Here is a 26,247-nt window from a genome sequence, read left to right as displayed (position 1 = left end):
AGCCAGGGCGTCCGGGTTCAGCGCATCCTCACCGACAACGGCATGTGCTACCACTCGAAGCTGGTCCAAGCTGTCTGCGAGGCCCAAGACATCCGGCACAGCTTCACCCGGCCTTACCGCCCTCAGACCAACGGCAAGGCCGAACGGTTCATCCAGACAGCCCTTCGCGAGTGGGCCTACCGCCTGGCCTACCAATCCTCAGAACAGCGGAGCCAAGCCCTCAAAGCCTGGCTCCACCACTACAATCACCACAGGTCCCACTCAGCCCTCGGCGGTCTCGCCCCCGCTCAAAAGCTGAACAACGTCCTTGGCCGCGACATCTACTCCCGGCTCCGGCTGCGGCTCCGCTCGGCCACCAGGTCCACACCCAGGCGCCGGGCGGTGGCGTAGAGGGCGGGACGGGCCAGGCCCAGGGCCTCGGCAGCCTCGGCCACGCGGTGGCCGCAGGCCTGGAGGGTCTCCAGCAGCAGTCGCCGCTGGAAGGTGCGGGTGGCGTCCTCCCAGGTGCGCGCCTGGAGGGCCGGGGCGTCCAGCTCCGGCAGGTGGGCGGAGCGCAGGGTGCCGCCCTCGCAGCGGAGGATCGCCCGCTCCAGGGCGTGCAGCAGCTCGCGCACGTTGCCGGGCCAGGCGAGGCGGGCCAGGGCCTGGGGCAGGCCCGGCGCCAGGGCGGGCACGGGCCGCTTCGCCGCGGCCGCGGCCTTTACCACCAGGCGGGGTACGAGGAAGGGGAACTCGTGGCGGCGGGCGGCCAGGGGGGGCAGGCGCAGCACGGCGCCCTGGAGGCGGAAGAGCAGGTCCCGGCGGAAGGCGCCGGTGGCGGCCAGCTCCTCCACGTCCCGGTGAGTGGCGGCGGCGAAGCGCACATCCACGCGGATGGATTGGTCGGAGCCCACCCGGCGGATCTCGCGCTCCTGGAGCACCCGCAGCAGCAGGGACTGGAGGCGGGGCGAGAGGTCCGCCACCTCATCGAGGAAGAGCGTTCCGCCCCGCGCCGCCTCGATGGCGCCCCGCCGGTCGCGGTCCGCGCCGGTGAAGGCCCCTTTCACGTGGCCGAAGAGCTCGGATTCCAGCAGGCCCTCGGCGAAGGCCGAGCAGTTCACGGCCACCAGGGGGCCGGAGCGGCCCGAGCGCCGGTGGAGTTCCCTCGCCGCCAGCTCCTTGCCCGTGCCCGTGGCGCCGAGGATCAGCACCGGCAGGTCCGAGGCGGCCACGCGGTCCAGCTCCCGCAGGACCGAGGCCATGGGCTCGCTGCCGTCCGTCAGCAGGAGGCCCCCGTCCCCGGGAGGCTCCGGCGGTCGGGCCTCCTGGAGCCGGGCCACCCAGGGGGCCAGCAGCAGCGGCTCCACCGGGGGCTCGGGCGGCGCGTCCGGCGCCTGGGCCAGCAGGACGGCCCCCACGGGGCAGCCCTCCCAGGTCAGGGGATGGCCCCGCCAGACCCAGCCGTCGTGGCGGAACGCCGCCAGGGCCCCCTCCCGGGCCAGGCGGCTCAGGGCGCCCTCGGGCGGAGGGGCTCCCGCGCCGAGGACTCGGGTCCCGGGACCCTCTCCCCAGGCCAGCCAGGTGGGCGTGGACCGCTGGGCCAGCCAGCGGTCCAGCAAGGCGGTCGGGTCCAGGGCGGGTGCCGTCTCCAGCTCGGGCCAGAGGATGGCCAGGCGACCTAGGTGGCGGGGCGACTGGGCCCGCTCGGCGATGGCCTGGAGGGCCAGGAGGGACTCGGCCCGACGGAGGTCAGGCCGCCGCTCCAGCACCTGCAGGCCCAGCTCCAGCCGCATGATCTGGGTGGGACAGCCCCGCCAGGCCGCCCAGAAGACCTCTGGGTCCCCGGTGCCCCGGAAGAGGCGGTGGGCCGCCCAGCTGAGGCGGGTCTCGGGATCCGCGTCCGCCGGCGGAGGCTCCGTCAGCGGGCCCAGGGCGGCTTCCAGGAAGCGGGCGTAGGGGTGAGTCCGCACCTGGGGCAGAGCCTCGCGGACCAGATCCCAGCGCTCCCGGTCCGCCCCGTGCAGGGCCAGCAGGCCCCACCCCGCGGGGAAGTCGGGGTGGGCCTCCACCAGGCGGCGGATCCGGGCGAGGGCCGCCTCCGGCTCCAGGTTCACCTCCGCCAGCTGGGCCTCCTCCAGGTCCTGCCAGGGCGGCGGCAGGGGGCCGCGCAGGGCGCTCCAGCGGGCGTGGGCGGGCAGGTCCGCCCACTTGAGGGCCAAGTGGGCCGCGTTGGAGGCCGCCCGCTCCGCCCAGCCCGATGCGCCCAGCCGGGCGAAGTGGGCGTGGGCCAGGGTGAAGGCCCGCAGGGAGCCCTCGGGATCACAGGCCCGGTCCGCCCGCAGGCCCTCGGCCATCCAGTGGAAGGGATCGGCGCAGGGGTGGGCCCGGGCGCCCCAGTCCGGGTAGCCCGGCACCGGCGGGGCCGCCTCTCCGCCCCAGCGCACGCGGATCCGGTCCCAGGTGGGATGACCCGAGGGGGGCGGCGGGGACGGGCGGTGGAGGGCCTCCCGGATGTCCGCCTCCAGGGCTTCGCCCCAACCTTGGGGATGGCCTTCCGCCTGCCGGAGGTCCAGGAAGGCCGCCAGCGCCGGTTCCGGGGCTCTGCCGCCAGCCAGGCCGCCCGGCGCGAGGGGGTCGAATCCCCCGGGCGAGGCGCCCCAGCCCCGTGCCCAGGCCCGCAGACGGGGGTCCAGCACCCATCGGCCTTCCCGCTCCACCAGCCAGGGCGCGCCACGATGGGGGGCCAGCTCCGGGGGCAGGGCCTCCAGGGCCAGGGGCTCCGCATGGGCCTGGAGGGCGGGCCAGGGTAGGGCCGGATCCAGGGAGCCCTCCGGCAGCAGGCGACCCTCCGCGTCCTGGCTGCGGAGCAGGAAGGCCCACCAGCTGGGGGGGAGCTGGCGGAGGGCGGAAGGGACCAGCAGCTCCAGGAAGGGCGGCAGGTGCAGGGTGCCGGCCTCGTCCACGGCGCCCAGCGGCGCGATCCAGCGCAGGCGCTGGGCGCGATCCAGGAGCACGGCGCCCGCGGCCATCCAGGGCTCGCCGTCGCCCTCCAGCAGGGCCTCCCAGGCCCAGGCCAGCAGCTCGTCCTCCCGGGGGCCCCGCTGGGCGGCAGGCACCGCGGGGCTGCCGTGACGCAGGAGCGCCACCCAGGCGGGATCGGGGCGGGGCCCGAAGGCGGTGGGCGGCTCCATCACCTGGGGACCCTGGGGCCGCCGGGCCGTCTGGGTCAGCCGGGGCCAAGCCCCCTCCCTGCCTCCGAGCATCCAGGCCTGGCTGATGGCCGCCAGGGCCCAGGGGACATCCCCCCAGCGGCGGCCCCGGTCCAGGCCCCAGGGGGCCTTCCAGGCGCCCAGCCAGGGGGCGTTCAGCACCCGAGCATCCCGCGCCAGACGTCCCAGAAATCGGGGAAGGTCTTGGCCACGCAGTGGGGGTCGAGGACCTCTCCGCCGCAGCGCAGCCCTCCCACGGCGGCGGCGAAGGCCATGCGGTGGTCGTTCCGGGGATTGAAGGGGGGACGGGGGCCGGGTCTCGGGCCGGGCTGGACGCGCAGGGTGTGGCCGCCGATCACCTCCGCGGATCCGCCCAGCCAGCGCACCAGCTCCGCCGAGGCGTCCAGGCGGTCGCACTCCTTGAGGGGCAGGGTGTGGAGCCCGCGCAGCTCGGAAGGCCCCGGGGCCAGGGCCGTCAGCGCCGCCAGCACGGGGCCCAGGTCCGGGCAGTCCGTGAGGTCCCAGTCCAGGCCCCGCTGGAGGGGGCCCGCCAGCTCCAGTTCCTGGGTCCCGGTCCAGCGGGCGCGGCAGCCTCCCGCCTCGAGGATGGCCACCATGGTGCGATCGCCCTGGGCGTCCTCGGGGTCCAGGGGTGCCAGCCGGAGGGATCGGCCCGTCACGGCGGCGGCGGCCAGGAAGGCCGCGGCTCCGCTCCAATCCCCGGGCAGGTCGAGGTCCCGCGGGGCCAGGGCGCCGCCGGGGATGTCCCACCGGCCTGGCTCCAGCCGGGCCTCGCAGCCGAAGCGGCGGAGCCACTGGGTGGTGAGGGCCAGGTAGCTGGGGCTGGCCACCTCGGCCCAGTGAAGGGTGCCGCCGCCGGGCAGGGCCGCGGCGGTCAGGGCCAGGCCCGTGAGGAACTGGCTGCTGAGGCGGGCGTCCACCGCCAGGTCCAGCCGCTCCGGCGCGCGCGCCGCGGGGCGCAGCCAGGCACCCTTCGCATCGGGTTCCCAGGTGGCGCCCAGGGCCTCCAGTGGCGCCAGCAGGGGACCGAGGGGGCGCTCGAAGAGCCGCGGATCGCCCTCCAGGCGCACGGGCCCCTCGGCCTTCAGGGCCAGCCAGGGCAGGAGGAAGCGCAGGGTGGTGCCCGAGGCGCCGAGCCAGAGGGGCGCCGCGGCCCGGGGCCGGCCGCCGCCGGCGATGGTCCAGGTGCCCTCCTCCTCCTGAACCTCCAGCCCCAGCCCCGCCAGGGCCCGGCGCATCCAGCGGGTGTCCTCGGCCTCCAGCCCGCCGCGGAACCGGCTCCGGCCCGGGGCGACGGCGGCCAGCAGCAGGGCCCGGTTGGTGACGGACTTCGAGCCGGGCACGCGGACCGGGTGCAGCGCCGCTCCCCGGGGCAGGGAGGTGTCTTCAGGAAGTGACAGGGACATAAGGCAGGGTGCCTTGGTAAGCCCCCTGCCGCAAGCCCGGTCTGGCCCCGGCCTAGACCCGGCCTAGCCGATGTTCTCGAAGATGGGTTTGGAGATCTTCTTGTTGGTCTCCACCGTCAGCTGGTAGACGCCGTAGAAGTCGATGACCCGCTTGTACCGCAGGGTGATGGTGCAGGTTCCGGCCTCGCCCTCGCCGGCTTTGGAGACGCGGATGGCGTTCCGGTCGACGATCGCCTCGCGGATGCCCAGCTCCTTGGCCTTGTCCCGGACTTCCCGCTCGACGGTCTCGATGGGCTTCTTGGCGGCGCTGCTGGCGATGAAGTCGCAGGCGTCCACCAGCTCGCTGTTCCCGTAGTAGACGGGGCCGGCCTTGTAGGCCGCCGCCGCCAGGGCGCCGAATACGAGCAGGGAGACGATGCAGCCGATCTTGCCTTCGCCGCGCTGGTGCTTCATGGGGACCTCCGGGTCACTTCAGGTCGTCGAGCGCCTGCCGGGCCAGGGGGGCGATGAGGGGGCCATCGGGACCGAGCAGGGTTGCCTGAGGATACTTCAATGCCTGTTCGAATGCCTGGATCGCTTCGGTGCGGTAGGCGCTCCCGAGGTGGAGGAAGCAGAGGCCCGTGCGGTAGTCCAGGGTGCCCTGGCCCACGCCCGCGGCGGAGCCGAGATGGGCGTCCCGCAGCTGCCCGATGGCCTTGTCGTAGCGGTGGGCGTGCATGAGGGCCAGGCCCATGTTCAGGCGCACGAGGCCGGCCTCGTCGCCCTGGGCCCCCGCCTGGAGGAGCCGCAGGTGGGCGAGCACGGCGGGGTGGCAGAGGTTCGAGGCGCCCACGGGGATCTCCAGGGCCTCCGCCTGGACCGGCAGGGCCACCGGAGCGCCGCCCTGGCTCAGGGTGACGGTGGCCTTGGCGCCCTCCAGGGCCCGGCGCAGGGCCGCCACGGAGGACACGGGCTTCCCGTCGAGCTGGAGCAGGGGCTTGCCCACCTGGATGCCCGCCTTCCGCGCCGCCTCCGAGGCCGACAGCACCCAGGGACCCGGCTCGCCGGGGACGTCCAGGAGGGAGAGGCCCAGGCCGGGCTCGCGGAGGGACGGCATGGCGTCGAGGCGGGCCGCCAGGGGACCGAGCGGATCCTCCTCCAGGGGCTTCACCACCAGGCGTTCCTCCTCGCCCTCGAGGGTGGCCACCAGCAGCTCCACCCGATGGATCACCCGATCCTGGATCGGCGTGGCCAGGAGGATGAGCTCGGCCTCGCGGGAGGTCCGTACTCGCGCCAGAGCGTCCTTCGGAGCCTCCCCGGGCCTGGCCGGCAGGTAGGCCAGCTGGTGGAGCCGGCCGCCCAGGGCCTCCAGCTGGGCGAGGAGGCGGGACCTGCCGGTGAAGTCCACCTCGCCCTCCATCCCCAGGAACGCGATGCGGGGCTTGGGCCGGGCCTCCAGGGCGAGGGCCTTGCCTTCGGCGATGGTGATGCGCTGGGAGAACCCGCCGGCCGGGAAGCGCACCAGCAGGTCGTAGGTCCCCGAGCAGACCGGCAGCTGGGCCACGGGCAGGGGTCCCCGGCTCTGGCCCGAGAGGAAGAGCTCGCCCCCGGGCCAGGCGGAACTCACGGACAGGGTGCCCCTGGAGGCTTCGAGGCGGATGGGCTCCAGGATGTGGTCCGCGAAGGGCGTGGCCAAGTCGGCGCCCATCTCGAGCACCCGGGTGCGATGGCAGGGGGCGCGCAGCTCGAGCTGATGCTTGCCCGGGGACAGCTCCCCGATGACGAAGGCCCCGGAGAGGTCCTCGGGCCGGAGTCCCAGGGGCGCGGCCAGGGGAGCCGCCTCCTCGCCCGCATGGCCCGCCGTGCGGCCCAGGCTCCTTCCGTCGAGGAAGACCTCGGCACCGCTGGGCTGCACGTAGAGGGTGACGGCGGAGGACACCCGGGTGAGCTTGAACTCCGCGGACCGGCCCCCCCCGGAGGCGGTGAGGTCCAGGATCTCCTCGGCGGGGGCGTAGCCGGGCCGGCTGTAGACGAGCTTGTGCGTACCGAAGGGGAGGAACCGGCGGCCCAGGGGCGCGCCGGCCCGGCCGTCCACGGTCAGGGTCCCGCCCTCGGGCGCGTAGGCGAGCCGCACGGGCGCGTAGCGCTCGGCCCTCAGCCGCTCGAAGAGGGCCGTCAGGCGCTGGGAGGTGAGGGCGCGGTCCACCTCGAAATCCGGGTCCAGGTCGATGAGGGCCTGGAGGCGTCCCTGGGCCCGGGCCTTGGTCTGGGCGCCGCGGTCGTCCAGCACGGCCAGCCAGTTGTAGCTCTCGCAGAGCACCTGGGTCCAGGCGGGGTCCAGCGTGGCGGCCCTGGGAGCCAGGGCTCCGACCACCTGCTCGAAGCGCGTGGTGGCGTTCTCCCGGTCCCCCTGGGTGGCCCAGAGGGCCTTGGCCTGGAGGAAGGTGTCCTTGAGGGCGGGGTCCTGGGCGCCGAGGCCGAGGCCCAGGAGGAAGGCGAGGGGGAGGAAGCGGCGGAGGCGCATGTCAGTTCAACCGGTACAGGAGGTCGTTGCGGCGGTCGCAGAGGATGAGGCCCCCGGAGCGGTCCAGGGCCAGCGAGGTGATGCGCCCGCTGATGCCCAGGCTCTTGAAGGTGGCCTGGCGCAGCAGGGCGCCGCGGGGATCGAGGATGAGCACGCCCTCGCCGAAGTCGCCGCCGTCCACCAGGACGGCCACCTGCCCGGCCCCGTCCGAGGCCAGGGCCAGCACGTAGCGGAAGGGGGCCGGCAGGTCACGCCCGTAGGGGACCACGGCGCGGGGCTGGCCGTCCGCGTCCAGGAAGAGCAGCTTGCGGTCCGCATCCGCGGCGATGACGACTCCGCCTGAGGGCAGGGGCGCCAGGGCGTTGGCCGTGGGGGAGGCCACGATGCGGCTGGCGCCATCGGCTCCGAAGACCGACAGGGCCGGTGTCTTCGCGTCTGCCACCCAGAGGGCGCCCCAGCGGTCCAGGGCCGCGCCGGTGATGGCGCCGAGGCCGTTCAGGGGCGTGGGCGCCGGGGTGGACTCCCGGGCCAGGCCGGACTTGGAGAGCAGCCACACCTCGCCGGCGGGCGAGGCGAGCAGGGCCCTGGCCCCGGTGGCGGCGGGACCGGCCGGCGACAGCTCCCCGCCGTGGAGGCGGAAGGCGTGGTCCAGGTCGCTCTGGTAGATGAGCAGGTCCCCGTCCGGCGCCGTGGCCAGCAGGGTGGGTGTCTTGAGCCACTTGGCGCGGCCCGCGGGCCAGGGTCCTTCGTTGGCCAGGGGCGGCTTCTGGAGGCGGTGCTTCACGCGCAGGGCCAGGCGCCAGGCGGCCTCCTGGGCCTCGGGGCTCTGCGGCGCCTGGGTCCGGACCCGCTGCAGCATCCGGAGGCAGCCCGGCAGATCGTCCAGGAGGTCCAGGGTCTCGGCGGCCTCCAGCATGGCCTTCGGCGCCACGGGGGCGTCCGGCCGGGTCTGGAAAGCCGCCACGAACTGCTGGAGGGCCCGTCCCCACTGGCCCTGGTCCCGCCAGGCCCGGCCCAGGCGATGGTGGGCCTCCGGCACGGCGGGGGAGTCCGGGAAGAGGTCGATGACCCGGTTGAATTCGGCCATGGCGTCCTTCAGGTCCGCCGGGCGGCGGGCCTGGCGCGCCAGGAGGATGCCCCGCAGCAGCAGGCCCCCCGCGGCCTCCGGCGCCCGGATGTGCTCGGCCTTGAGCCGGTCCAGGTAGGGCATGGCCGCCTCGGGCTTGTGCTCCACCTCCATCTGGTGCCGGGCCAGGGCCAGGAGGGCCCGGGGGGCGAACTCGCTCCGGGGCGCGGACTGGAGGAGCTGGCTCCAGGTGTCCACGGCCTCCTTGTAGGCCTTGTCAGCGTAGGCCCGCTCGCCGCTGCGGTAGAGCCGCTCCGCCAGGTCCGCCTCCTGGGCCCGGACGGGCGGCTGGACCAGGGCCGGCAGGGCGCAGAGCAGGGCGACCGGGGTGCGGGACCAGGGGGATGCGGGCGACATGGAGGCCTCGGGGCAGAGGAAAAGCATAGCCGCGAGCGGTTGGCGGGTCCGGGGTCGCCGGGGAAGTGCTAGCGTTTTGGGTATGCGCGCCGCCCTCCTCGCCCCCCTGGCCGTCTGCGCCCTGGCCCAGCACCCGGCTTTCGTGGACAAGCTCTCCCCGGCCGCCCGGGCGGAGGCCCTGGACATCATCAGCCGCGCAGACTTCATCTTCGAGACGCAGACGCCCCCCAAGCATGTGCGCCTGGCCACCATGGAGAAGCTCTTCGACCACCCGCGGCTGGCCTCGGCCATGTGGCGCCACTGCCAGTTCGTGCCGGCCTTCTACGCCTTCATCCATCCGGATGGGGCCTGGAGCATCGATGACGCCCACGGCCTCAAGGGCACCCTCCGCCTCGTCTACCAGCGGCCCGGGCACCGGGTCTACCTGGTGGAGGGCGTCGCCGAGAAGGGCCGCCTGAAGACCCCCTTCGCCGTGGGGGCGAAGATGCTCACCTCGTACCGCTACTGGGAAGGGAAGAACGGCTTCGAGACCCACCTCCAGACCTGGACGGCCCTGGATTCCGCCCTGCTGGGGGCCATGGCACGGCCCTTCCGGGGCTACATCAAGCGCCGCCAGGACGAGTTCATCGCCTACATCAACGGCAATGTGGCCACCTTCGGGGAGTTCGCGGACCTGAGCCCCCGGGACTTCCACGGCCCCCTCAAGCGGGACGGGGATGCCATCGCGCTGCGCGACTTCGAGACCCTCTTCCTGAGGAAGTGATGCGGGTCCCCTTCGAGGCCTCCCTCCGGGCCCTGGTCCGGCCCACCGGAGCCTTTGCGGAGCCGCCCCCGTCCCTGGGCCGGGCCCTGGCGCGGATGCTGGCCCTGTGGACGCCCCTGGCGCTGGCCCACGCGGCCCTGACGGTCCGGGAGGGCCTCCAGGCCTACGGGCAGCTGCGGCGGATGGGCCCGCCGGGGTGGATGTCGCGCCTGCTGGGCGCCGATCCCGAGACGCTCTGGGAGCTGTTCCGGGACCTGCCCGCCGCGCCGGCCTTCGGGCGCATCGCGCCCTGGCTCCTGGTCGGCGTGCCCATCGCCCTGCTGGGCACCTGGATCCACCACGCGGTCTGGGACCATGCCGGCCTGTGGCTGCTGGGAGGGCTGAAGGGCAGGCGGGGTTTCAAGACCACCCTGGTGGCCGAGGCCGAGGCCCTGCGCATCGCCGCCCTGGGCACGCTGGCCGGGCTGCTGGGCTTCCTGCCGGGCCTGGGGGCGGCCCTGGCCTTCCCCCTGGTGCTCCTGGAGGGCTACCTCTGGCTGTTCCGGGGCTTCGCCCTGGCGGCCCGGCACGGGTGCGCGCCCTGGCGCGGGGTGGCCGCCACCGTCGTACATGCGGTCCTGCTGGGGACCTGCGCCCTGGGCCTCGCCGGGCTGATGCTGGTCCTGCTGCGGGTGGGCCCGTGAGGCGGGTGCCCTGGATCGTCCTCGGGCTGCTGGCGGTGGGCCTGGGCCTCGGGCTGGCGGGCCTCCTGGCCCCCTACGCGGACCTCCTGCCCGGCTGCGCCTTCAAGCGGGCCACGGGGATCGCCTGCGCCACCTGCGGGCTCACCCGGAGCGTCCTCGCCCTGGGCCAGGGCCACTGGGGCGAGGCCCTCCACTGGTATCCGGCCCTGGCGCTCCTGGCCGCCGGGGCGCCCCTCGCGGCCCTCTGGGACCTCCGGCGGGCCTGGCGTGGAGATCCCTATCCGGCTCTGCCCGCCTCCCGGGCCCTGCGGTTCGGGGCCTGGCTCCTGCTCGCGGGGATCTGGGCCCTCCAGGTGGCGCGGGGCATCTGAGCGCTCTGGACCGGGCCGCCCGGGTTTTGCCATGGGCCGCCAGTCCGGTCATGCTGTCAGCACGCATCACCGGAGTCCCACCATGTTCCAGCAACTCCTGGATCAGCTGATCGAACAGGTGCCCGAGGCCCTGGCCGCGACCTTCAACGATCGAGACGGGGATCCGATCTGCTCGCGCACCATCCAGGTCTCCAACGAGGGGCTCCAGCTCCTGGGGGCCTACCAGCACGTGGTGAAGCGGCACCTCCAGCAGGCGGTGGAGGAGTTCGATCGGGGCGAGGTGAAGCAGGTGGCCTTCGCCACGGAGCAGCATTGGATCCTCATGATGGGTGCCAAGGAGCAGTGCACCCTGGTGCTGGTGATGCGCCGGGACGGCCTCCTGGGCCGGGCCCGGTTCTTCATGGAGAAGGCCGTCGAGGCCCTGAACGCCGAACTGTAGGGAGCCTGGATGGGACGCTTCATGGGTCTGGCCGGAATCGTGGCCTTCATGGCCATCGCCTACGCGCTGTCGCACAAGCGCAGCGCCATCCACTGGCGCACCGTCGCCTGGGGCCTGGGCCTCCAGTGGATCTTCGCCCTGGTGGTGCTGAAGGGCCAGGCCATCTCCGGCCTGCTCTCCTTCCTGCCCTTCCCGAAGGGGGCGGGCTGGGTGGTGCTGGCGCTGATGTTCACCCCCATGCTGCTGCGCCGCTTCGCCGCGTATGAGAACAAGTCCCTCAACTGGGGCCTGTTCGCGGTCATCGTCCTGGGCCTGCTGCGGGGTAACCTCGTGGGTTCCTCCTTCGACCAGATGCGCGTCGTGGTCGAACACCTCATGGCCTACGCCCACGAGGGCGCGAGCTTCGTCTTCGGCTCCCTGTCCGACGGCCCCGGCGGCAAGGTGGGCATGGTCTTCGCCTTTGCCGTGCTGCCCACCATCATCTTCGTGGCCAGCATCTTCGCCGTGCTCTACTACGCCGGCGTCATGCAGTGGGTGGTGGGCGCGGCGGCCCGCGCCATGGGCCGATTCCTGAAGGTCTCCGGCGCCGAGAGCGTCAGCGTGGCCGCCAGCATCCTCATGGGCCAGACCGAGGCCCCCCTCACCATCCGGCCCTTTCTGGCCCGCATGACCCGCAGCGAGCTCATGGTGATCATGACGGCGGGCATGGCCCACGTGTCCGGCAGCATCATGGTGGCCTATGTCCAGGTGGCCCGCGTGGACATCGTGCACCTCCTCACCGCCGTGATCATGACCGCCCCCGGCGCCGTGATGATGGCCAAGCTCCTGGAGCCGGAGACCGAGGCCCCCGAGACCGCCGGCGAGGTGAAGGTGGACATCCCCACCCACGACGCCAACGTGCTGGACGCGGCCGCGCGGGGCGCCTTCGAGGGGGGCCAGCTGGCCTTCAACGTGGCCGTGATGCTCATCGCCTTCATCGCCCTCATCTACCTGATCGACGGCGTGATGCAGGCCATCCACCCGGGGTTCAGCCTGGAGGTGGTGCTCGGGACCGTGTTCAAGCCCTTCGCCTACCTCATGGGCGTGCCCTGGATCGAGGCGGGCCAGGTGGGGTCGCTGCTGGGCAAGCGCATGGTGGTGAACGAGTTCGTGGCCTTCCTGGACCTGGGCGCCATGACGGACCTCTCCACCAAGGCCCGCCTGGTGTCCACCTTCGCCCTCTGCGGCTTCGCCAACTTCAGCAGCATCGCCATCCAGGTGGGGGGCATCGGCGCCCTGGTGCCCGAACGCCGGGGGGACCTGGCCCGCCTGGGCCTGCGGGCCATGCTGGCAGGCACCCTGGCCAACTTCCTCAGCGCGTGCATTGCCGGGATTCTGAGTTAGAAAAAAGACTTGATAAAAAATCGATATTCCAACACCTGATCCCCACGGCTAGAGTGGAAGGCTTGGAGGTGGTTCGGATGGCCCGTTTCAGGACCTTGGTGCTTGCGCCTGCTCTCGTCTCGATGAGCCTTGCCGCTGGCGACTATGACGCCCTGATCGGCGTCATGGGGAAGGCGTGGCCCAGCGTGAAGACCATCGCGGTGGTGTGCGATGCGACCTCCAACAAGAGGGCCGTCGCGGCCTTGACCGCCTCCGCCGAGGGCTTCCGGGTGCTGGTGGTGGACGTGAAGGGCCCCCAGGACATGGGCAAGGCTGTCGCGGCCCTGTCCGGCCGCAAGCCGGATGCGGTGGTGCTCCTGGCCGGCGACCATGTGGCCGGGGACGGGACCGCCGCGGCGAGCTTCATCATCCAGCGCATGGCGGTGCAGAAGATCCCCACGGTGGCCACCACCGAGGCCGGCGTGAAGCAGGGCGCGGTCCTGGCCATCGGGCCCGGGACCGGCGGCAAGCTGATGGCCAACGTCAAGGTCGCCTCCGTGGTGGGCGTGCCCGTGCCGCCGGGAGCCATCACCCTCTGATCGCAAGCTGGACCCTGAGAGGCTGATTCGAGGCTGGCCTAGAATCAGCCTCTCAGTGGACGTGGGCCATGTCCTCGGCCCCGTCGCGGGGGGGCTCGATGGCCCGCCATCCGGCCTTCCAGGCCAGGTTCAGGAGCACGCTGAGGGTCAGGTAGGCCGCGAAGAAGCCCACGAAGAACCGCTGCTGGAAGAGGATCATCAGCGCGAAGACCAGCACGATGCTGAGGCTGGTCAGCATGGCGGCCCGGGGGCTGCCGGCCCGTTTCTTGAAGCTGGGGAAGCGGATGGTGGACACCATCAGGAGGCCCACCAGGAAGAGCTCCGCCGCGAAGGCGTAAGCCTGGAGGGCCGAGGCCGGGGGCGTGGGGTGCCAGATGATCACCGAGGCCACGCAGGCGGCTCCCGCCGGAATGGGCAGGCCCACGAAGTAGCGGGGATCCACGGCGCCCACCTGCACGTTGAACCGCGCCAGGCGCAGGGCCCCGCAGGCCGTGAAGACGAAGCAGGCGGCCCAGCCCGCGGCCCGCAGGTGCGAGTCATGGATGCCCAGCTGGAAGAAGCCGTAGCGGTAGGCCAGGATGGCCGGCGCCATGCCGAAGCTCACCACGTCCGCCAGGCTGTCCAGCTGCACGCCGAACTCCGTGGCGGTGTTGGTGGCCCGGGCCACCCGGCCGTCCAGCCCGTCGAAGACACCGGCCAGCACCAGCAGGCCTGCGGCCCAGAGGAAGTAGCGTTCCGGCGTGGCGCCCGCGGCATTGATGGACATGACCACGCTGGAGAAGCCGCAGAAGATGGAGGCCATGGTGATGCTGGAGGGCAGTACGAACATGGACCGCCGCATGGCGCGCTTCCGGCGGTCGCGGCGTTCCTCGGGGCTCAGACGGGGTCGCATGGCCCCAGTTTCTCACATCCCGCGCAGGTGCAGGGGGCCGAGGCGGGGAGGGTATCCTGACAGCCTTCGGAGGGTGGATTGAAGCAGGTGGTGGTCATCGGCGGCGGACATGCCGGAATCGAGGCGGCCCACATCGCTGCCCGCCTGGGCCTGCCCACGACGCTCCTCACCATGAACCTGGACCAGATCGGCCAGATGAGCTGCAACCCCAGCATCGGTGGCGTGGGCAAGGGCCACATGGTCCGCGAGCTGGACGCCCTGGGGGGCGCCATGGGCCGCCTCATCGACGCCACGGGCATCCACTTCCGCATCCTGAACGAGAGCCGGGGCGTGGCCGTGCGCGGCCCCCGGGCCCAGGCGGACAAGGTCAAGTACCGCATCGCCGCCCGGCACCTGCTGGAGCACACCCCGAACCTGCGCCTCCGCCAGGGCATCGCCGCGGCCCTGCTGTGGGACGCGGGCACGAAGGGCCTGCGGGGGGTGGAGCTGCTGGACGGCTCCGTGCTGCCCTGCGAGGCCGTCGTCGTCACCAGTGGGACCTTCCTCCATGGCCGCATCCTCATCGGCGAGCGGCGCATCGAGGCCGGCCGCGCCGGCGAGCCCGCCAGCACCCACCTGGCCGAGCAGCTGCGGAGCCTGGGCCTGCGCCACCGCCGCCTGAAGACGGGCACGAGTCCCCGGCTGGCGAAGGCCAGCATCGACTTCAGCCGCCTGGAGGTCCAGCCTGGCGACGACCCGCCCCGGCCCTTCAGCTTCTTCAGCCCGGGCATCCCCCAGCCCCAGGTGCCCTGCCACATCGTCCACACCACGGCCGAGACCGAGGCCATCGTGCGGGAGAACCTGCCGAAATCGAGCCTCTACGGCGGCCATATCGAGGGTGTGGGGCCGCGCTACTGCCCCTCCATCGAGGACAAGTTCGTGAAGTTCCCGGACAAGGGGCGCCACCAGATCTTCGTGGAGCCCGAGAGCCTGGAGACGGAGGAGATCTACCTGGCGGGCCTCTCCACCTCCATGCCGCCCGACGTGCAGCTGCGCATGGTGCGGAGCCTGCCCGGCTTCGGGGCCGCCGAGATCCTGCGGCCCGGCTACGCCATCGAGTACGACAGCTTCGACCCCCTGCAGCTCCGCCGCGACCTGTCCGTGGAGGCCCTCGAAGGCGTCTGGTTCGCGGGCCAGATCAACGGCACCACGGGCTACGAGGAGGCCGCGGGCCAGGGCCTGCTGGCGGGGATCAACGCCGCGCGGTGGCTGAGGGACCGGGAGCCCGTCGTGCTGGGCCGGGACCAGGCCTACCTGGGCGTGATGATCGACGACCTGGTCACCAAGGGCACCGACGAGCCGTACCGCATGCTCACGGCCCGGGCCGAGCACCGGCTGGGCCTGGCCTGCGATGTGGCGGACGCCCGCCTGCTGCCCGTCGCCCGGGAGGTGGGGGCCCTCTCGGACGCGGAGCTGGCCTCGGTGGAGGCCCGGGTCGAGCGGCGGGAGCGGCTGCGGACCCAGTGCGAGGCCGCCTGGGCGACCCAGACCAGTCCCTTCGGGCCCATCGCCGCCGCCGCCGGGCTGCGCCTGGACGCGGGCCTGAGCTTGGCGGACCTGCTGCGGCGCCAGCACATGGGACCGGCCGAGGCCGACGCGTGCCTGGCCCTCCTGGAGGGATGGGCAGAGCCCCAGGCCGGATGGAATCCCGCCTGGGAGCGGGACCTGCTGCTCTTCGACCTCCGCTACGCCCCCTACCGGGAGCGGGAGGCGCGGCTGCTGGAGGGCCACCGGGCCTGGGACCACGTGCGGATCCCGGCCGACTTCCGCATCGAGCACCTGCACGGGTTGTCGAAAGAAGTGTTAGAAAAATTAAGGTTGCATCACCCGGAAACCCTGGGTCAGGCCAGCCGGATCCCCGGCATCACCCCGGCGGCGGTGGCGCTGCTGCACGTGCATCTTCATCGCCATCAGCGCATATAGTTTTTTGTGATTTTAGCCTTGAGGTTTCATGTAACTGGAGACTTATACTGGGACCGTTGCCTTCGGGAGGGTCCCATGTCGACCGTCGCTGAATTCCACCCCGCCCCGGCCCACTCGGCCCCGGCCACCCGCCTGCTGAAGATCGGTCAGCTGGCCGCCCGGTCGGGCCTCACGGCCCGGAACCTGCGGTTCTACGCCGACGCCGGCGTCTTCGGCGAACTGCCCCGCTCGCCCAAGGGCTACCGCCTCTTCCCGCCCCAAGCCGTGCAGTGGGTGCGGATCCTGAAGGCCTCCCAGGCCGCAGGCTTCTCCCTGGATGAGATCCAGGAGCTGCTGCGGGCCCTGCGCCAGGACAGCGCCCCCTGCGCCCACGTGCGGGATGCCCTGGGCGGCAAGCTCCGGGTCCTGGAGGGCAAGCTCGCCGAAATCCAGCTGCTGGTGGAGATCCTCCGCATCACCCTGCGCACGCCCGATGGCCAGAGCAGCGACCTGGGCTGCAACCTGATGGAGACGCTGCTCAACGAAGCCAAGCGGCTGCCTGCCCTCACGGAACTGCGGGCCTGAACCCTGGAGAACCCATGAACACCCAGACCTATCGCGTGACCGGCATGACCTGCGGCGGCTGTGTCCGCCACGTGGACAAGGCGATCCGGGCCACCCCGGGCGTCACGGATGTGGCCGTGGACCTGGCCAGCGGCACGGCCACGGTGACCGGAACCGCCACCTTCGAGACTCTGGCCGCCAAGGTCGCCGAAGCGGGCTACCAGATGGCGAAGTCGGCCTAGGCCGAGAGAAGGATCCATGAGCAGCGAGACCTACACGGTCGCGGGCATGACCTGCGCCTCCTGCGTGCGGCACGTGGAGAAGGCCCTGACCTCCACTCCCGGCGTCCGCTCGGCCTCCGTGAACCTGGCCACGGCCACGGCGACGGTGGAGGGCGATGCGGCCTTCGAGGCCCTGGCGGCCCAGGTGGAGGAGGCCGGCTACGGGCTGGGCCGGCCCCAGCCGGACCAGGCGGTGGCGCAGGCGGAGGATGACCCGGCTCCCGCCCGGAACCGGATGCTCGTGGCCCTGGTGCTCACGGCCCCCCTGCTCCTGGCGATGATCCCCGGCCTGGGGCTCCACCTGCCGGGCTGGCTCCAGGCGCTGCTGTCGGCGCCGGTGGTCTTCTGGGCCGGCTGGGGTTTCTTCCGCCGGGCGGCCCGCCAGGCGCGGCACGGCCAGGCCTCCATGGATACGCTCATCGCCCTGGGGGCCGGGGTGGCCTGGGTCTTCGCCGTCGTCGAGTGGCTGAACGGCGTCCACCACCTCAGCTTCGAGACGGCCGCCGCGCTGGTGGCCTTCCTGCTCACGGGCAAGTACCTGGAGAGCCGGGCCAAGTCCAAGGCCACGGACGCCCTGAAGGAACTGCTCGCCCTGGCGCCGCCCACGGCCCTGCGCCTGGCACCCGATGGGTCCGTAACCGAGGTCCCCGTGGCGGACCTGCGCCCCGGCGACCGCGTGCGCGTCCTGCCCGGCCATGCGGTACCGGCGGACGGCCGCGTGACGGCCGGCCAGGCGGAGGTGGACGAGTCCATGCTCACGGGCGAGCCCCTGCCCGTACCCAAGGGCACGGGCGAAAGCCTGGTGGCGGGGACCGTGGTGCACGGCTCCGCCCTGGAGATGGAGATCCAGGCCGTGGGCGCCCAGACCCAGCTGGCCCGCATGGCCCAGCTGGTGGCCCAGGCCCAGGGCTCCAAGGCCCCGGCCCAGGACCTGGCGGACCGCATCAGCGCTGTCTTCGTGCCAGCCATCCTCGCCTTGGCCCTGCTGACCCTGGCGGGCTGGTGGCTGGCCACGGGCAGCCTGGCCCATGCCTGGCGGCCGGCGGTGACCCTGCTGGTGATCGCCTGCCCCTGCGCCCTCGGTCTCGCCACGCCCGTGGCCGTGATGGTCGGCCTCGGCTCCGCCGCGCGGAAGGGCGTGCTGGTCCGCGACGCCGCGGCCCTGGAAGCCCTGGGCCAGGCCACGGACCTGGCCTTCGACAAGACCGGGACGATCACGGAGGGGAGGCCGCGCCTGCGGCGGACCCTGGCCACTTCGAACCTGCCCGAGGCCGAGCTCCTGGCCCTCGCCGCCAGCCTGGAGCGCGACTCGGAGCACCCCATCGCCCGGGGCCTGGTGGCTGCCCACCCGGGCACCCTCAGGCCCGTGACGGCCTTCCGGGCCCACCCGGGCGGCGGCGTCAGCGGCGGGATCGACGGCACCACCTGGCGCCTGGGCAGCGCCGCCTTCCTGGGCGCGGCCTTCCCCGAAGTGGACGAGGATGGCATCGCCGTGGGCCTGGCGGACGAAGCGGGCCTGAAAGGTGTGTTCGTACTGGGCGACCGCCTGCGGGCGGAGAGCGCGACGGTGGTCGGCCAGCTGAAGCGGCAGGGCCTGCGCCTTCACCTGCTCACGGGAGACCGCCCGGAGCCCGCCCAGCGCATGGCCGGGGCCGTGGGCATCGGATCAGTGTTCGCGGGGCTGCGGCCGGAGGACAAGCTCACCCGCATCCAGGCTCTCCAGGGCCAGGGCGCCGTGGTCGGCTTCGTGGGCGACGGTGTCAACGACGCCCCGGCCTTGGCCCAGGCGGACTGCGGCATCGCCATGGGGTCCGGAGCCGGGGACCAGGGCACGGGCGCGGCCATGGCCGCCGCGCCGCTGGCACTGCTGCGCCCGGGGCTGGAGCCCATCCTCGCGGCCCGGCGGCTGGCCCTGCGGACCCATCGGATCATCCGCCAGAACCTGGGCTGGGCCTTCGGCTACAACCTGGTGCTGGTGCCCCTGGCGGCCTTCGGCCAGCTGGAGCGCTTCGGTGGTCCCATGCTCGCTGGGCTGGCCATGGGGCTCAGCTCGCTCACGGTGGTGCTGAACGCGCTGCGGCTGCGGCGCTAGAGGGATTCCGCCAGGTTCTTGAGGTAGGCGGAGAACTCGTCCTTCAGGTCATCCCGTTTGAGGGCGAACTCCACGTTGGCCTTCAGGTAGTCCAGCTTGTTGCCCGTGTCGAAGCGCTTGGCGGGGATGGGCGCGGCCACCAGCCGGCCCTCCTTGGCCAGGATGGCCAGGGCGTCTGTGAGCTGGTACTCGCCGCCCACGCCGGGCTGGAGGGCCGCAAGGTGCTCGAACACGCGGGGTTCCAGCACGTACCGTCCCACCACGGCCCAGCGGCTGGGGGCGTCCGCGGGTTGGGGTTTTTCGACAATCGCTGTCACATCCCACACGGGCTCGAGGTCGACGGGGCCACTGACGATGCCGTAGCGGGAGACGTGGTCGCGCGGGACCTCCTGGACGCCCACGACGGACTTGCCCGTGGCGCGGTAGGCGCTGATGAGGGCATCCAGCGCCGAGTCCCGCTCGTCGAAGACGTCATCGCCGAGGAGCAGGGCGAAGGGTTCGTCGCCCACGGCGTGGCGGGCGCAGAGCACCGCGTGCCCGAGGCCCAGGGGCTCGCCCTGGCGCACGTAGGCGAACTGCGCCAGGTGCGTGATGTCGCGCACCAGGTCGAGGTCCTCCTGCTTGCCCCGCCGGCGCAGCGTGTCTTCCAGCTCGTAGGCCACGTCGAAGTGGTTCTCGATGGCGCCCTTCCCGCGGCCGGTGACCAGCACGAGGCTCTCCACGCCGGCGCGGATGGCCTCCTCCACCACGTACTGGATCACGGGGGTGTCCACGAGGGGCAGCATCTCCTTGGGCTGGGCCTTGGTGGCGGGCAGGAACCGGGTGCCGAGGCCGGCGACGGGGATGACGGCTTTGCGCAGGGTCTTCATGGCGGCTCCGGAGGTCATGATGGCCTAAGATGGCTGGAATGGGAGAATCCGGAATGGACTCAAGGGATTTGTGGCAGCGGATGGTTGGACATCCGATGTCGGGATGGCTCGGCGCGGAGGATGTGGCGCTTCCGCCGGCACTGGCGCCGGGCCGGCTGCTCTGGTGCGGGATCGGCGGCTCCCTGCTGCCGGCGGACGCGCTCATCCATGCCCTGGCCGGCGCCTCCCTGCGCCATCGCTGGCAGCCGCTGGCCTCGCCGGAATGCAACGGCCTGAGGCTGGAGCCCGAGGATCAGCTGGTCTTCGCCTCCAAGAGCGGGCGCACCCTGGAGCTCTGGACCTGGATCGGGCGGCTGCGGGCCCAGGCCGGCTGGGGCCGGTGGCGCCAGGCTCCGGTGGCGATCACGCAGGATGACCAGAACCCGCTGGCCCAGCTGGCGCGAGCCGAGGGATGGACGCTGCTGCCGATTCCGGAGCGGGTGGGCGGGCGCTACTCGGCCTTCACGGCCATCGGCGCCTTGCCGCTGCGCTGGGCGGGGCTGGACCCCTGCCGGTTCCTCGCGGGCGCTCGCGAGGTGGTGGCGCAGACCGAGCAGGGACGCGGCCTCTGGGGTACCCGCGTGTGGGATATGGTGCGGGCCTTTTCCGGCGGCTTCCTGCGCGGCACGGACCAGTGGGTGCTGCTGCCCTACGCCACTCGCCTCGAGACCGTGGGCGCCTGGTGGGTGCAGCTGGTGGCGGAGAGCCTGGGCAAGCAGGCGGCGGATGGCAGCCGGCGGGGCCTCACGCCCATCCGCGCCATCGGGCCCCAGGACCAGCACGCGCAGCTCCAGCGGTGGCTGGATGGCCCGCGCAACGTGGGCGTGGTGCTGGTGACCGTGGGCCACGACCATGCGGTCGAGCCTTCCGATCCGCCGCCGCAGTGCCCCTTTCCGGGCCTGGGCCGCTGGGGCGGTGAGGACATCCTCAGGGCCCAGGCGGAAGGGACGCGCGAGGCGCTCGAAGGCGCGGGGATCTCCGTGGTGCATTGGCACCTGGAAACACTGGATGAGGCCTCGCTGGGGGCCTTCCTCATGGCCTGGCAGCTGGTGGTGGGGCTCTGCGGCATGGCGCTGGAGGTGGATCCCTTCGACCAGCCTGCGGTGGAATCCGGCAAGCGGCGGACCCTGCTGAAACTGGGGATTTCCTAGGCGCCACCTGGGGTTTTCCCCAGAGATGCAACATTGGCGCGGCCCTCCTGAAAAATTTCCGCTTGCGCCGATGCGCTCCCCTGGTAATCTAAACGTCCTGCGCAGTTGAGGCTGCGAGGTGCTGGAAGGGGCGGCGAGGGAACTCGCGAGGCAACTTCAGGCCGTGCGGAAGCGCGGTGGGCGTCTTTGAAAACCGGATAGAAGATAGGAAGCCTTTGAGGGTTCCGCGGGACGTTCTAGGACGGATCGTGGAATTCAGAGAAATACGACCAGAACATTGGCCCGAGGGGGAACCCGAGGGTGAAGAGTTCAGGAATATTAAACTTGAGAGTTTGATCCTGGCTCAGAATGAACGCTGGCGGCGTGCCTAACACATGCAAGTCGGATGTGCCGCAAGGTGCATGGCAGACGGGTGAGTAACGCGTGGGGAATCTACCTCTTTGTGGGGAATAACGCTCCGAAAGGAGTGGTAATACCGCATGAGACCTTCGGCTGGGATGCTGGAGGTGAAACCTGGGGACCGCAAGGCCTGGGGCAAGGAGAGGATCCTGCGTCTGATTAGCTAGTTGGCGGGGTAATGGCCCACCAAGGCGACGATCAGTAGCCGGCCTGAGAGGGTGATCGGCCACACTGGAACTGAGACACGGTCCAGACTCCTACGGGAGGCAGCAGTGGGGAATTTTGCGCAATGGACGAGAGTCTGACGCAGCAACGCCGCGTGGGTGATGAAGGTCTTCGGACTGTAAAACCCTGTCGTCAGGGACGAAGGTGGCACGACTAATAATCGTGTTACTTGACGGTACCTGGAGAGGAAGCCCCGGCTAACTCTGTGCCAGCAGCCGCGGTAATACAGAGGGGGCAAGCGTTATTCGGAATTATTGGGCGTAAAGGGCGCGTAGGCGGTTTTTTAAGTCAGATGTGTAATCCCCGAGCTCAACTTGGGAACTGCATCTGAGACTGGAAGGCTAGAGTACTGGAGAGGGTGGTGGAATTCCTCGTGTAGCGGTGAAATGCGTAGAGATGAGGAGGAACACCAGTGGCGAAGGCGGCCACCTGGACAGTAACTGACGCTGAGGCGCGAAAGTGTGGGTAGCAAACAGGATTAGATACCCTGGTAGTCCACGCTGTAAACGATGAACACTTGGTGTGGAGGGAGTTGACCCCTTCCGTGCCGGAGCTAACGCGTTAAGTGTTCCGCCTGGGGAGTACGGTCGCAAGGCTGAAACTCAAAGGAATTGACGGGGGCCCGCACAAGCGGTGGAGCATGTGGTTTAATTCGACGCAACGCGAAGAACCTTACCTGGGCTTGAACTGCAGTGGACCGGTGCAGAGATGTGCCTTTTCGCAAGAACTGCTGCAGAGGTGCTGCATGGCTGTCGTCAGCTCGTGTCGTGAGATGTTGGGTTAAGTCCCGCAACGAGCGCAACCCTTACCCGTAGTTGCCAGCGCGTCATGGCGGGAACTCTACGGGGACTGCCCGGGTTAACCGGGAGGAAGGTGGGGATGATGTCAAGTCCTCATGGCCCTTATGTCCAGGGCTACACACGTGCTACAATGGGCGATACAAACCGTTGCAAAGTCGCGAGATGGAGCTAATCGGAGAAAGTCGTCCTCAGTTCGGATTGTAGTCTGCAACCCGACTACATGAAGGTGGAATCGCTAGTAATCGTGTATCAGAATGATACGGTGAATACGTTCCCGGGCCTTGTACACACCGCCCGTCACATCACGAAAGCCGGGAGCACTTGAAGAGGCTGTGGTAACCCGCAAGGGGGCTAGGTCTCAATGGTGAACTTGGTGATTGGGGTGAAGTCGTAACAAGGTAGCTGTAGGAGAACCTGTGGCTGGATCACCTCCTTTCTAAGGAGAGCCGTTCTACGGAATGGCATAGGTCAACGCTTCCGATCGAATTTCTATCCGGTTTTTAAAGACGCTCGAGCAAGTCTTTGACGAGCGTGCTGCGATGAGGGCCTGGCAACGGGTGGTCATCGTTGGTTCTGTGGGCGTTATGCTCATCCGTGTGGGGCCCCACTCGCCACAGCGCACCGCGCTGTGTCTCGTGACCCACATCGGATTCGCGGGCCCGTAGCTCAGCTGGGAGAGCGCCTGGTTTGCATCCAGGAGGTCGTCGGTTCGATCCCGGTCGGGTCCACCAGCGCCTGGTGGTGCATGCAACTGGGGCCTATAGCTCAGTCTGGTTAGAGCGCACGCCTGATAAGCGTGAGGTCGGTGGTTCGAATCCACCTAGGCCCACCAATTTGAGTTGAGTTGAGATCCTGCGGGATTTGAATCCAGCTCAAAGCCGCCTCGAGGGGCGGGTCGAAAGACGGGGCTGATTGACAATCAAATAGAAGGAATAGAGAAGGGTGATCCATGGCGTTGAAGTGACGCTGTGGGCTTAAGGCGAGGCAAGTTTAGCGAATCAACAACTCTCGTGGGTCTGAAGTCAATGTAATTCATTGATGGAAGGCCAAGTTACAAAGGGTTGACGGTGGATGCCTTGGCAGATGACAGCGATGAAGGACGTGGTAAGCTGCGAAAAGTCTCGGGGAGTTGCACGCGAACGGTGATCCGGGAATGTCCGAATGGGGAAACCCTCCTGGGTGAAAGCTCAGGAATCTCTTAGCTGAATTCATAGGCTTGGAGAGGCGAACGTGGGGAAGTGAACCATCTCAGTACCCACAGGAACAGAAAACAACAGTGATTCCGGTAGTAGCGGCGAGCGAAACCGGAGGAGCCCAAACCTCCTACGTGTAAGCGGCAGGCGTTGCGTAGGGGGGGTCGTGGGACCCGCAGGCCAGAGCTGCCCTCTGGCACAGAGTTACAAAACCGACGGTTAGCGGAACGGCATGGAAAGGCCGGCGAGACAGGGTGATAGCCCCTTACGCGAAAGCCGATCGGACTCTGAGTGGAGTTCCCAAGTATGTCGGGGCACGAGAAACCTTGACAGAATTTGCCGCGACCATGCGGTAAGGCTAAATATGTTCATCTGACCGATAGTGAACCAGTACCGTGAGGGAAAGGCGAAAAGAACCCCGATGAGGGGAGTGAAATAGAACCTGAAACCGTCAATCTACAAGCAGTGGAACCACTATGGTTTACCAGTGGAACCGCGTGCCTTTTGCATAATGAGCCGGCTAGTTATTTTCAGTGGCGAGGCGAAGCCGAGGAGGCGAAGCCGCAGGGAAACCGAGTCTGAATAGGGCGGAAGTCGCTGGAAATAGACGCGAAACGGGATGATCTATCCTTGACCAGGATGAAGTCCGGGTGACACCGGATGGAGGTCCGAACCAGTGTGGGTTGAAAACCGCTTGGATGAGTTGAGGATAGGGGTGAAAGGCCAATCAAATTCCGTGATAGCTCGTTCTCCCCGAAATAGCTTTAGGGCTAGCGTCGGATGTTTCGTCGTGCAGGTAGAGACCTGAATGGACTAGGGGGCTTACCAGCTTACTGAATCCAACCAATCTTCGAATGGCACGCCGTGAAGTCCGGCAGTCAGACTGCGGGTGATAAGATCCGTAGTCGAGAGGGAAAGAACCCAGATCGCCAGCTAAGGTCCCAAAATACATGCTAAGTGGAAAAGGATGTGGATGTGCTTAGACAGCCAGGAGGTTAGCTTAGAAGCAGCTATCCTTTAAAGAAAGCGTAATAGCTCACTGGTCAAGCGGGTCTGTGCCGACAATTCAACGGGGCTAAAGCATGTTACCGAAGCTGCGAACGTAAGTGGTAGGGGAGCATTCCCTACGTCTGTGAAGGTTGACCGTAAGGACAGCTGGAGACATGGGAAGAGACTCTGTCGGCATAAGTAGCGTAAAGACGGGCGAGAACCCCGTCCGCCGTAAGACTAAGGTTTCCAACGCAAGGTCAATCCGCGTTGGGTTAGTCGGACCCTAAGCTGAGGCCGAAAGGCGTAGGCGATGGAAGGCTGGTTAATATTCCAGCACCATGAGCATCTCGTTTGCACGATGCAGGGACGCAGGAAGGTAGGGACGCAGGGCTATGGAATGTCCTGCGAAAGGTATCAAGGGTGGCGCTTAGGGAAGTCCGGGCGCCGCGAGCCCAAGGTATCTGACGAAAAGTCCTGATCCTACACTGCCGAGAAAAGCTGCTAAGGAGAGGTGCTTGTGTCCGTACCGCAAACCGACACAGGTAGTCGAGGAGAGAATCCTCAGGCGTTTGAGAGAACTCTGCTGAAGGAACTCGGCAAATTAACCCCGTAACTTCGGGAGAAGGGGTACCACGGTAGGGTTCATAGCCCGAGGTGGTGGCACATAAATGTCCCAGGCGACTGTTTAACAAAAACACAGGTCTCTGCAAACTCCAAAGAGGAGGTATAGGGGCTGACACCTGCCCGGTGCCGGAAGGTCAAGAGGAGCGGTCAGCGCAAGCGAAGCTGCGAATTTAAGCCCCGGTGAACGGCGGCCGTAACTATAACGGTCCTAAGGTAGCGAAATTCCTTGTCGGGTAAGTTCCGACCTGCACGAATGGTGTAACGATCTGGGAACTGTCTCCAGCAGAGACTCAGCGAACTTGTAGCACCGGTGAAGATGCCGGTTACCCGCACTTAGACGGAAAGACCCCGTGCACCTTTACTACACCTTGACATTGAGGTTGGCGTTGGACTGTGCAGGATAGGTGGGAGGCTATGAAACTGGCTCGTTAGGGTCGGTGGAGCCGACGTTGAGATACCACCCTGTTTAACGCTGATCTCTAACTCGCACCCGTGATCCGGGTGGAAGACAATGTCAGGCGGGTAGTTTGACTGGGGCGGTCGCCTCCTAAAGCGTAACGGAGGCGTACGAAGGTTCCCTCAGGCTGTTTGGAAATCAGCCGCAGAGCGCAATAGTATAAGGGAGCTTGACTGCGAGTCAGACACGACGAGCAGGTGCGAAAGCAGGTTATAGTGATCCGGTGGTCCCGAATGGAAGGGCCATCGCTCAACGGATAAAAGGTACGCCGGGGATAACAGGCTGATCTTGCCCAAGAGTTCATATCGACGGCAAGGTTTGGCACCTCGATGTCGACTCATCACATCCTGGGGCTGAAGCAGGTCCCAAGGGTTCGGCTGTTCGCCGATCAATAGTGGTACGTGAGTTGGGTTCAGAACGTCGCGAGACAGTTCGGTCCCTATCTAGTGTGGGCGCAGGAGATTTGAGAGGACCTGTCCTTAGTACGAGAGGACCGGGATGGACTGACCTCTGGTGTTCCAGTTGTGCCTCCAGGTGCAATGCTGGGTAGCTATGTCGGGAAGTGAGAAGCGCTGAAAGCATCTAAGCGCGAAACACCCCTCAAGATGAGATCTCCCTATGAGACCCGTGGTAGACCACCACGTTGATAGGTCGCATGTGCAAGGCCGGTGACGGCTTCAGCTGAGCGATACTAATCGGTCCACAGACTTGACCTTTCATCAATGAATTGCATCACCCACGAACGCTCGACAGAGCTTCGCCTTACCCTTCTCAACCCTTCTACCCTTCGTCGCGGCTTTTCCCCAGGGGTCACACCCGTTCCCATCCCGAACACGGCCGTTAAGACCTGGAGGGCCGATGATACTGCTCCTCACAGGAGTGGAAAAGTAGGTCGCTGCGACGTTAAATCCC

At 69.1% G+C, this 26,247-nt stretch carries 19 protein-coding genes, 2 tRNA genes and 3 rRNA genes; 17 read left to right on the top strand and 7 right to left on the bottom strand.

Translation table 11 applies throughout. The features are described from left to right. Positions 1-390 (top strand): integrase core domain-containing protein (locus tag G398_RS17580; RefSeq protein ID WP_026853463.1); only part of this gene is annotated, 390 nt, incomplete at its 5' end. Here G398_RS17580 and G398_RS21965 read toward each other — a convergent pair. The 5 genes from G398_RS21965 to bamD all read right to left on the bottom strand — a co-directional run bounded on the left by G398_RS21965 (position 321) and on the right by bamD (position 8,601). After that, the gene (locus G398_RS21965) at positions 321-3,350 is read right to left on the bottom strand and encodes a sigma 54-interacting transcriptional regulator (protein ID WP_052571787.1); all 3,030 of its coding nucleotides are present in this window, start codon (positions 3,348-3,350) and stop codon (positions 321-323) included. The two genes, G398_RS17580 and G398_RS21965, sit on opposite strands and share 70 nt — an antisense overlap. Further along, positions 3,344-4,615, bottom strand: a complete 1,272-nt coding sequence (locus tag G398_RS0109770) for a 3-phosphoshikimate 1-carboxyvinyltransferase (RefSeq protein ID WP_084512413.1) — start codon at positions 4,613-4,615, stop codon at positions 3,344-3,346. Before G398_RS0109770 ends, G398_RS21965 begins: the two co-directional genes overlap by 7 nt. Positions 4,616-4,678: 63 nt before the next feature. Beyond that, positions 4,679-5,068: a hypothetical protein gene (locus G398_RS0109765; RefSeq protein WP_026853461.1), complete on the bottom strand. Its 390-nt coding sequence runs from the start codon at positions 5,066-5,068 to the stop codon at positions 4,679-4,681. 13 nt (positions 5,069-5,081) lie between these two features. Further along, positions 5,082-7,118, bottom strand: coding sequence for a hypothetical protein (locus G398_RS0109760; protein WP_026853460.1), 2,037 nt, complete (start codon positions 7,116-7,118; stop codon positions 5,082-5,084). A 1-nt stretch (position 7,119) separates the two neighbouring features. Next, a complete protein-coding gene (gene bamD, locus G398_RS0109755) occupies positions 7,120-8,601 on the bottom strand; it encodes an outer membrane protein assembly factor BamD (protein ID WP_169720641.1) in 1,482 nt (493 codons plus the stop codon). An 82-nt stretch (positions 8,602-8,683) separates the two neighbouring features. On the opposite strand from bamD, the gene G398_RS0109750 reads away from it, so the two are divergent. The 6 genes from G398_RS0109750 to G398_RS0109720 all read left to right on the top strand — a co-directional run bounded on the left by G398_RS0109750 (position 8,684) and on the right by G398_RS0109720 (position 12,818). Further along, positions 8,684-9,364 carry a hypothetical protein gene (locus G398_RS0109750; RefSeq protein ID WP_026853458.1) on the top strand — a complete coding sequence of 227 codons (681 nt, stop codon included), beginning with the start codon at positions 8,684-8,686 and terminating at the stop codon, positions 9,362-9,364. Then, positions 9,364-10,047, top strand: coding sequence for a hypothetical protein (locus G398_RS21080; RefSeq protein WP_026853457.1), 684 nt, complete (start codon positions 9,364-9,366; stop codon positions 10,045-10,047). The genes G398_RS0109750 and G398_RS21080 overlap by 1 nt, the downstream gene beginning before the upstream one ends. Continuing rightward, positions 10,044-10,418: a DUF2752 domain-containing protein gene (locus tag G398_RS19685; RefSeq protein WP_084512412.1), complete on the top strand. Its 375-nt coding sequence runs from the start codon at positions 10,044-10,046 to the stop codon at positions 10,416-10,418. The genes G398_RS21080 and G398_RS19685 overlap by 4 nt, the downstream gene beginning before the upstream one ends. 82 nt (positions 10,419-10,500) lie before the next feature. Continuing rightward, the gene (locus G398_RS0109730; protein WP_026853456.1) at positions 10,501-10,857 is read left to right on the top strand and encodes a roadblock/LC7 domain-containing protein; all 357 of its coding nucleotides are present in this window, start codon (positions 10,501-10,503) and stop codon (positions 10,855-10,857) included. Between the two features lie 9 nt (positions 10,858-10,866). Further along, positions 10,867-12,240, top strand: a complete 1,374-nt coding sequence (locus G398_RS0109725) for a NupC/NupG family nucleoside CNT transporter (protein WP_026853455.1) — start codon at positions 10,867-10,869, stop codon at positions 12,238-12,240. Positions 12,241-12,317: 77 nt separating this feature from the next. Further along, positions 12,318-12,818, top strand: coding sequence for an ABC transporter substrate binding protein (locus tag G398_RS0109720; protein ID WP_157492359.1), 501 nt, complete (start codon positions 12,318-12,320; stop codon positions 12,816-12,818). A gap of 52 nt (positions 12,819-12,870) precedes the next feature. Here G398_RS0109720 and pssA read toward each other — a convergent pair whose 3' ends face one another. Further along, a complete protein-coding gene (pssA, locus tag G398_RS0109715; RefSeq protein ID WP_084512406.1) occupies positions 12,871-13,710 on the bottom strand; it encodes a CDP-diacylglycerol--serine O-phosphatidyltransferase in 840 nt (279 codons plus the stop codon). Positions 13,711-13,797: 87 nt separating this feature from the next. On the opposite strand from pssA, the gene mnmG reads away from it, so the two are divergent. The 4 genes from mnmG to G398_RS0109695 all read left to right on the top strand — a co-directional run bounded on the left by mnmG (position 13,798) and on the right by G398_RS0109695 (position 18,588). Beyond that, entirely contained in the window at positions 13,798-15,672 is a 1,875-nt protein-coding gene (gene mnmG / locus G398_RS0109710) for a tRNA uridine-5-carboxymethylaminomethyl(34) synthesis enzyme MnmG (RefSeq protein ID WP_245576296.1), read from the top strand. Between the two features lie 75 nt (positions 15,673-15,747). Further along, the gene (locus G398_RS19680; protein ID WP_052571784.1) at positions 15,748-16,236 is read left to right on the top strand and encodes a MerR family transcriptional regulator; all 489 of its coding nucleotides are present in this window, start codon (positions 15,748-15,750) and stop codon (positions 16,234-16,236) included. Positions 16,237-16,250: 14 nt separating this feature from the next. Next, positions 16,251-16,457, top strand: coding sequence for a heavy-metal-associated domain-containing protein (locus G398_RS0109700; RefSeq protein ID WP_026853451.1), 207 nt, complete (start codon positions 16,251-16,253; stop codon positions 16,455-16,457). Between the two features lie 16 nt (positions 16,458-16,473). Next, entirely contained in the window at positions 16,474-18,588 is a 2,115-nt protein-coding gene (locus tag G398_RS0109695; RefSeq protein WP_026853450.1) for a heavy metal translocating P-type ATPase, read from the top strand. On the opposite strand, the gene galU is transcribed toward G398_RS0109695, so the two are convergent. Continuing rightward, the gene (gene galU, locus G398_RS0109690) at positions 18,585-19,457 is read right to left on the bottom strand and encodes a UTP--glucose-1-phosphate uridylyltransferase GalU (RefSeq protein ID WP_026853449.1); all 873 of its coding nucleotides are present in this window, start codon (positions 19,455-19,457) and stop codon (positions 18,585-18,587) included. The two genes, G398_RS0109695 and galU, sit on opposite strands and share 4 nt — an antisense overlap. A gap of 95 nt (positions 19,458-19,552) precedes the next feature. On the opposite strand from galU, the gene G398_RS0109685 reads away from it, so the two are divergent. From G398_RS0109685 to rrf, 6 genes are all read left to right on the top strand, one after another. After that, complete coding sequence (locus G398_RS0109685) at positions 19,553-20,647, top strand: hypothetical protein (protein ID WP_026853448.1); 1,095 nt, start codon at positions 19,553-19,555, stop codon at positions 20,645-20,647. A 320-nt stretch (positions 20,648-20,967) separates the two neighbouring features. Beyond that, positions 20,968-22,507, top strand: a 16S ribosomal RNA gene (locus tag G398_RS0109680). A gap of 219 nt (positions 22,508-22,726) precedes the next feature. Then, a tRNA-Ala gene (locus G398_RS0109675) sits at positions 22,727-22,802 on the top strand. Positions 22,803-22,825: 23 nt separating this feature from the next. Next, positions 22,826-22,903 (top strand) — tRNA-Ile (locus tag G398_RS0109670). Between the two features lie 212 nt (positions 22,904-23,115). Continuing rightward, positions 23,116-26,051, top strand: a 23S ribosomal RNA gene (locus G398_RS0109665). Positions 26,052-26,123: 72 nt separating this feature from the next. Next, positions 26,124-26,239 (top strand): 5S ribosomal RNA (gene rrf / locus G398_RS0109660). Together the 16S, 23S and 5S rRNA genes with 2 tRNA genes alongside form the textbook arrangement of a ribosomal RNA operon. The last annotated feature ends 8 nt before the right edge of the window (positions 26,240-26,247 follow it).

The organism is Geothrix fermentans DSM 14018 (genome assembly GCF_000428885.1).
Classification (GTDB): domain Bacteria; phylum Acidobacteriota; class Holophagae; order Holophagales; family Holophagaceae; genus Geothrix; species Geothrix fermentans.
This window is presented reverse-complemented; position numbering and strand designations above follow the sequence as displayed.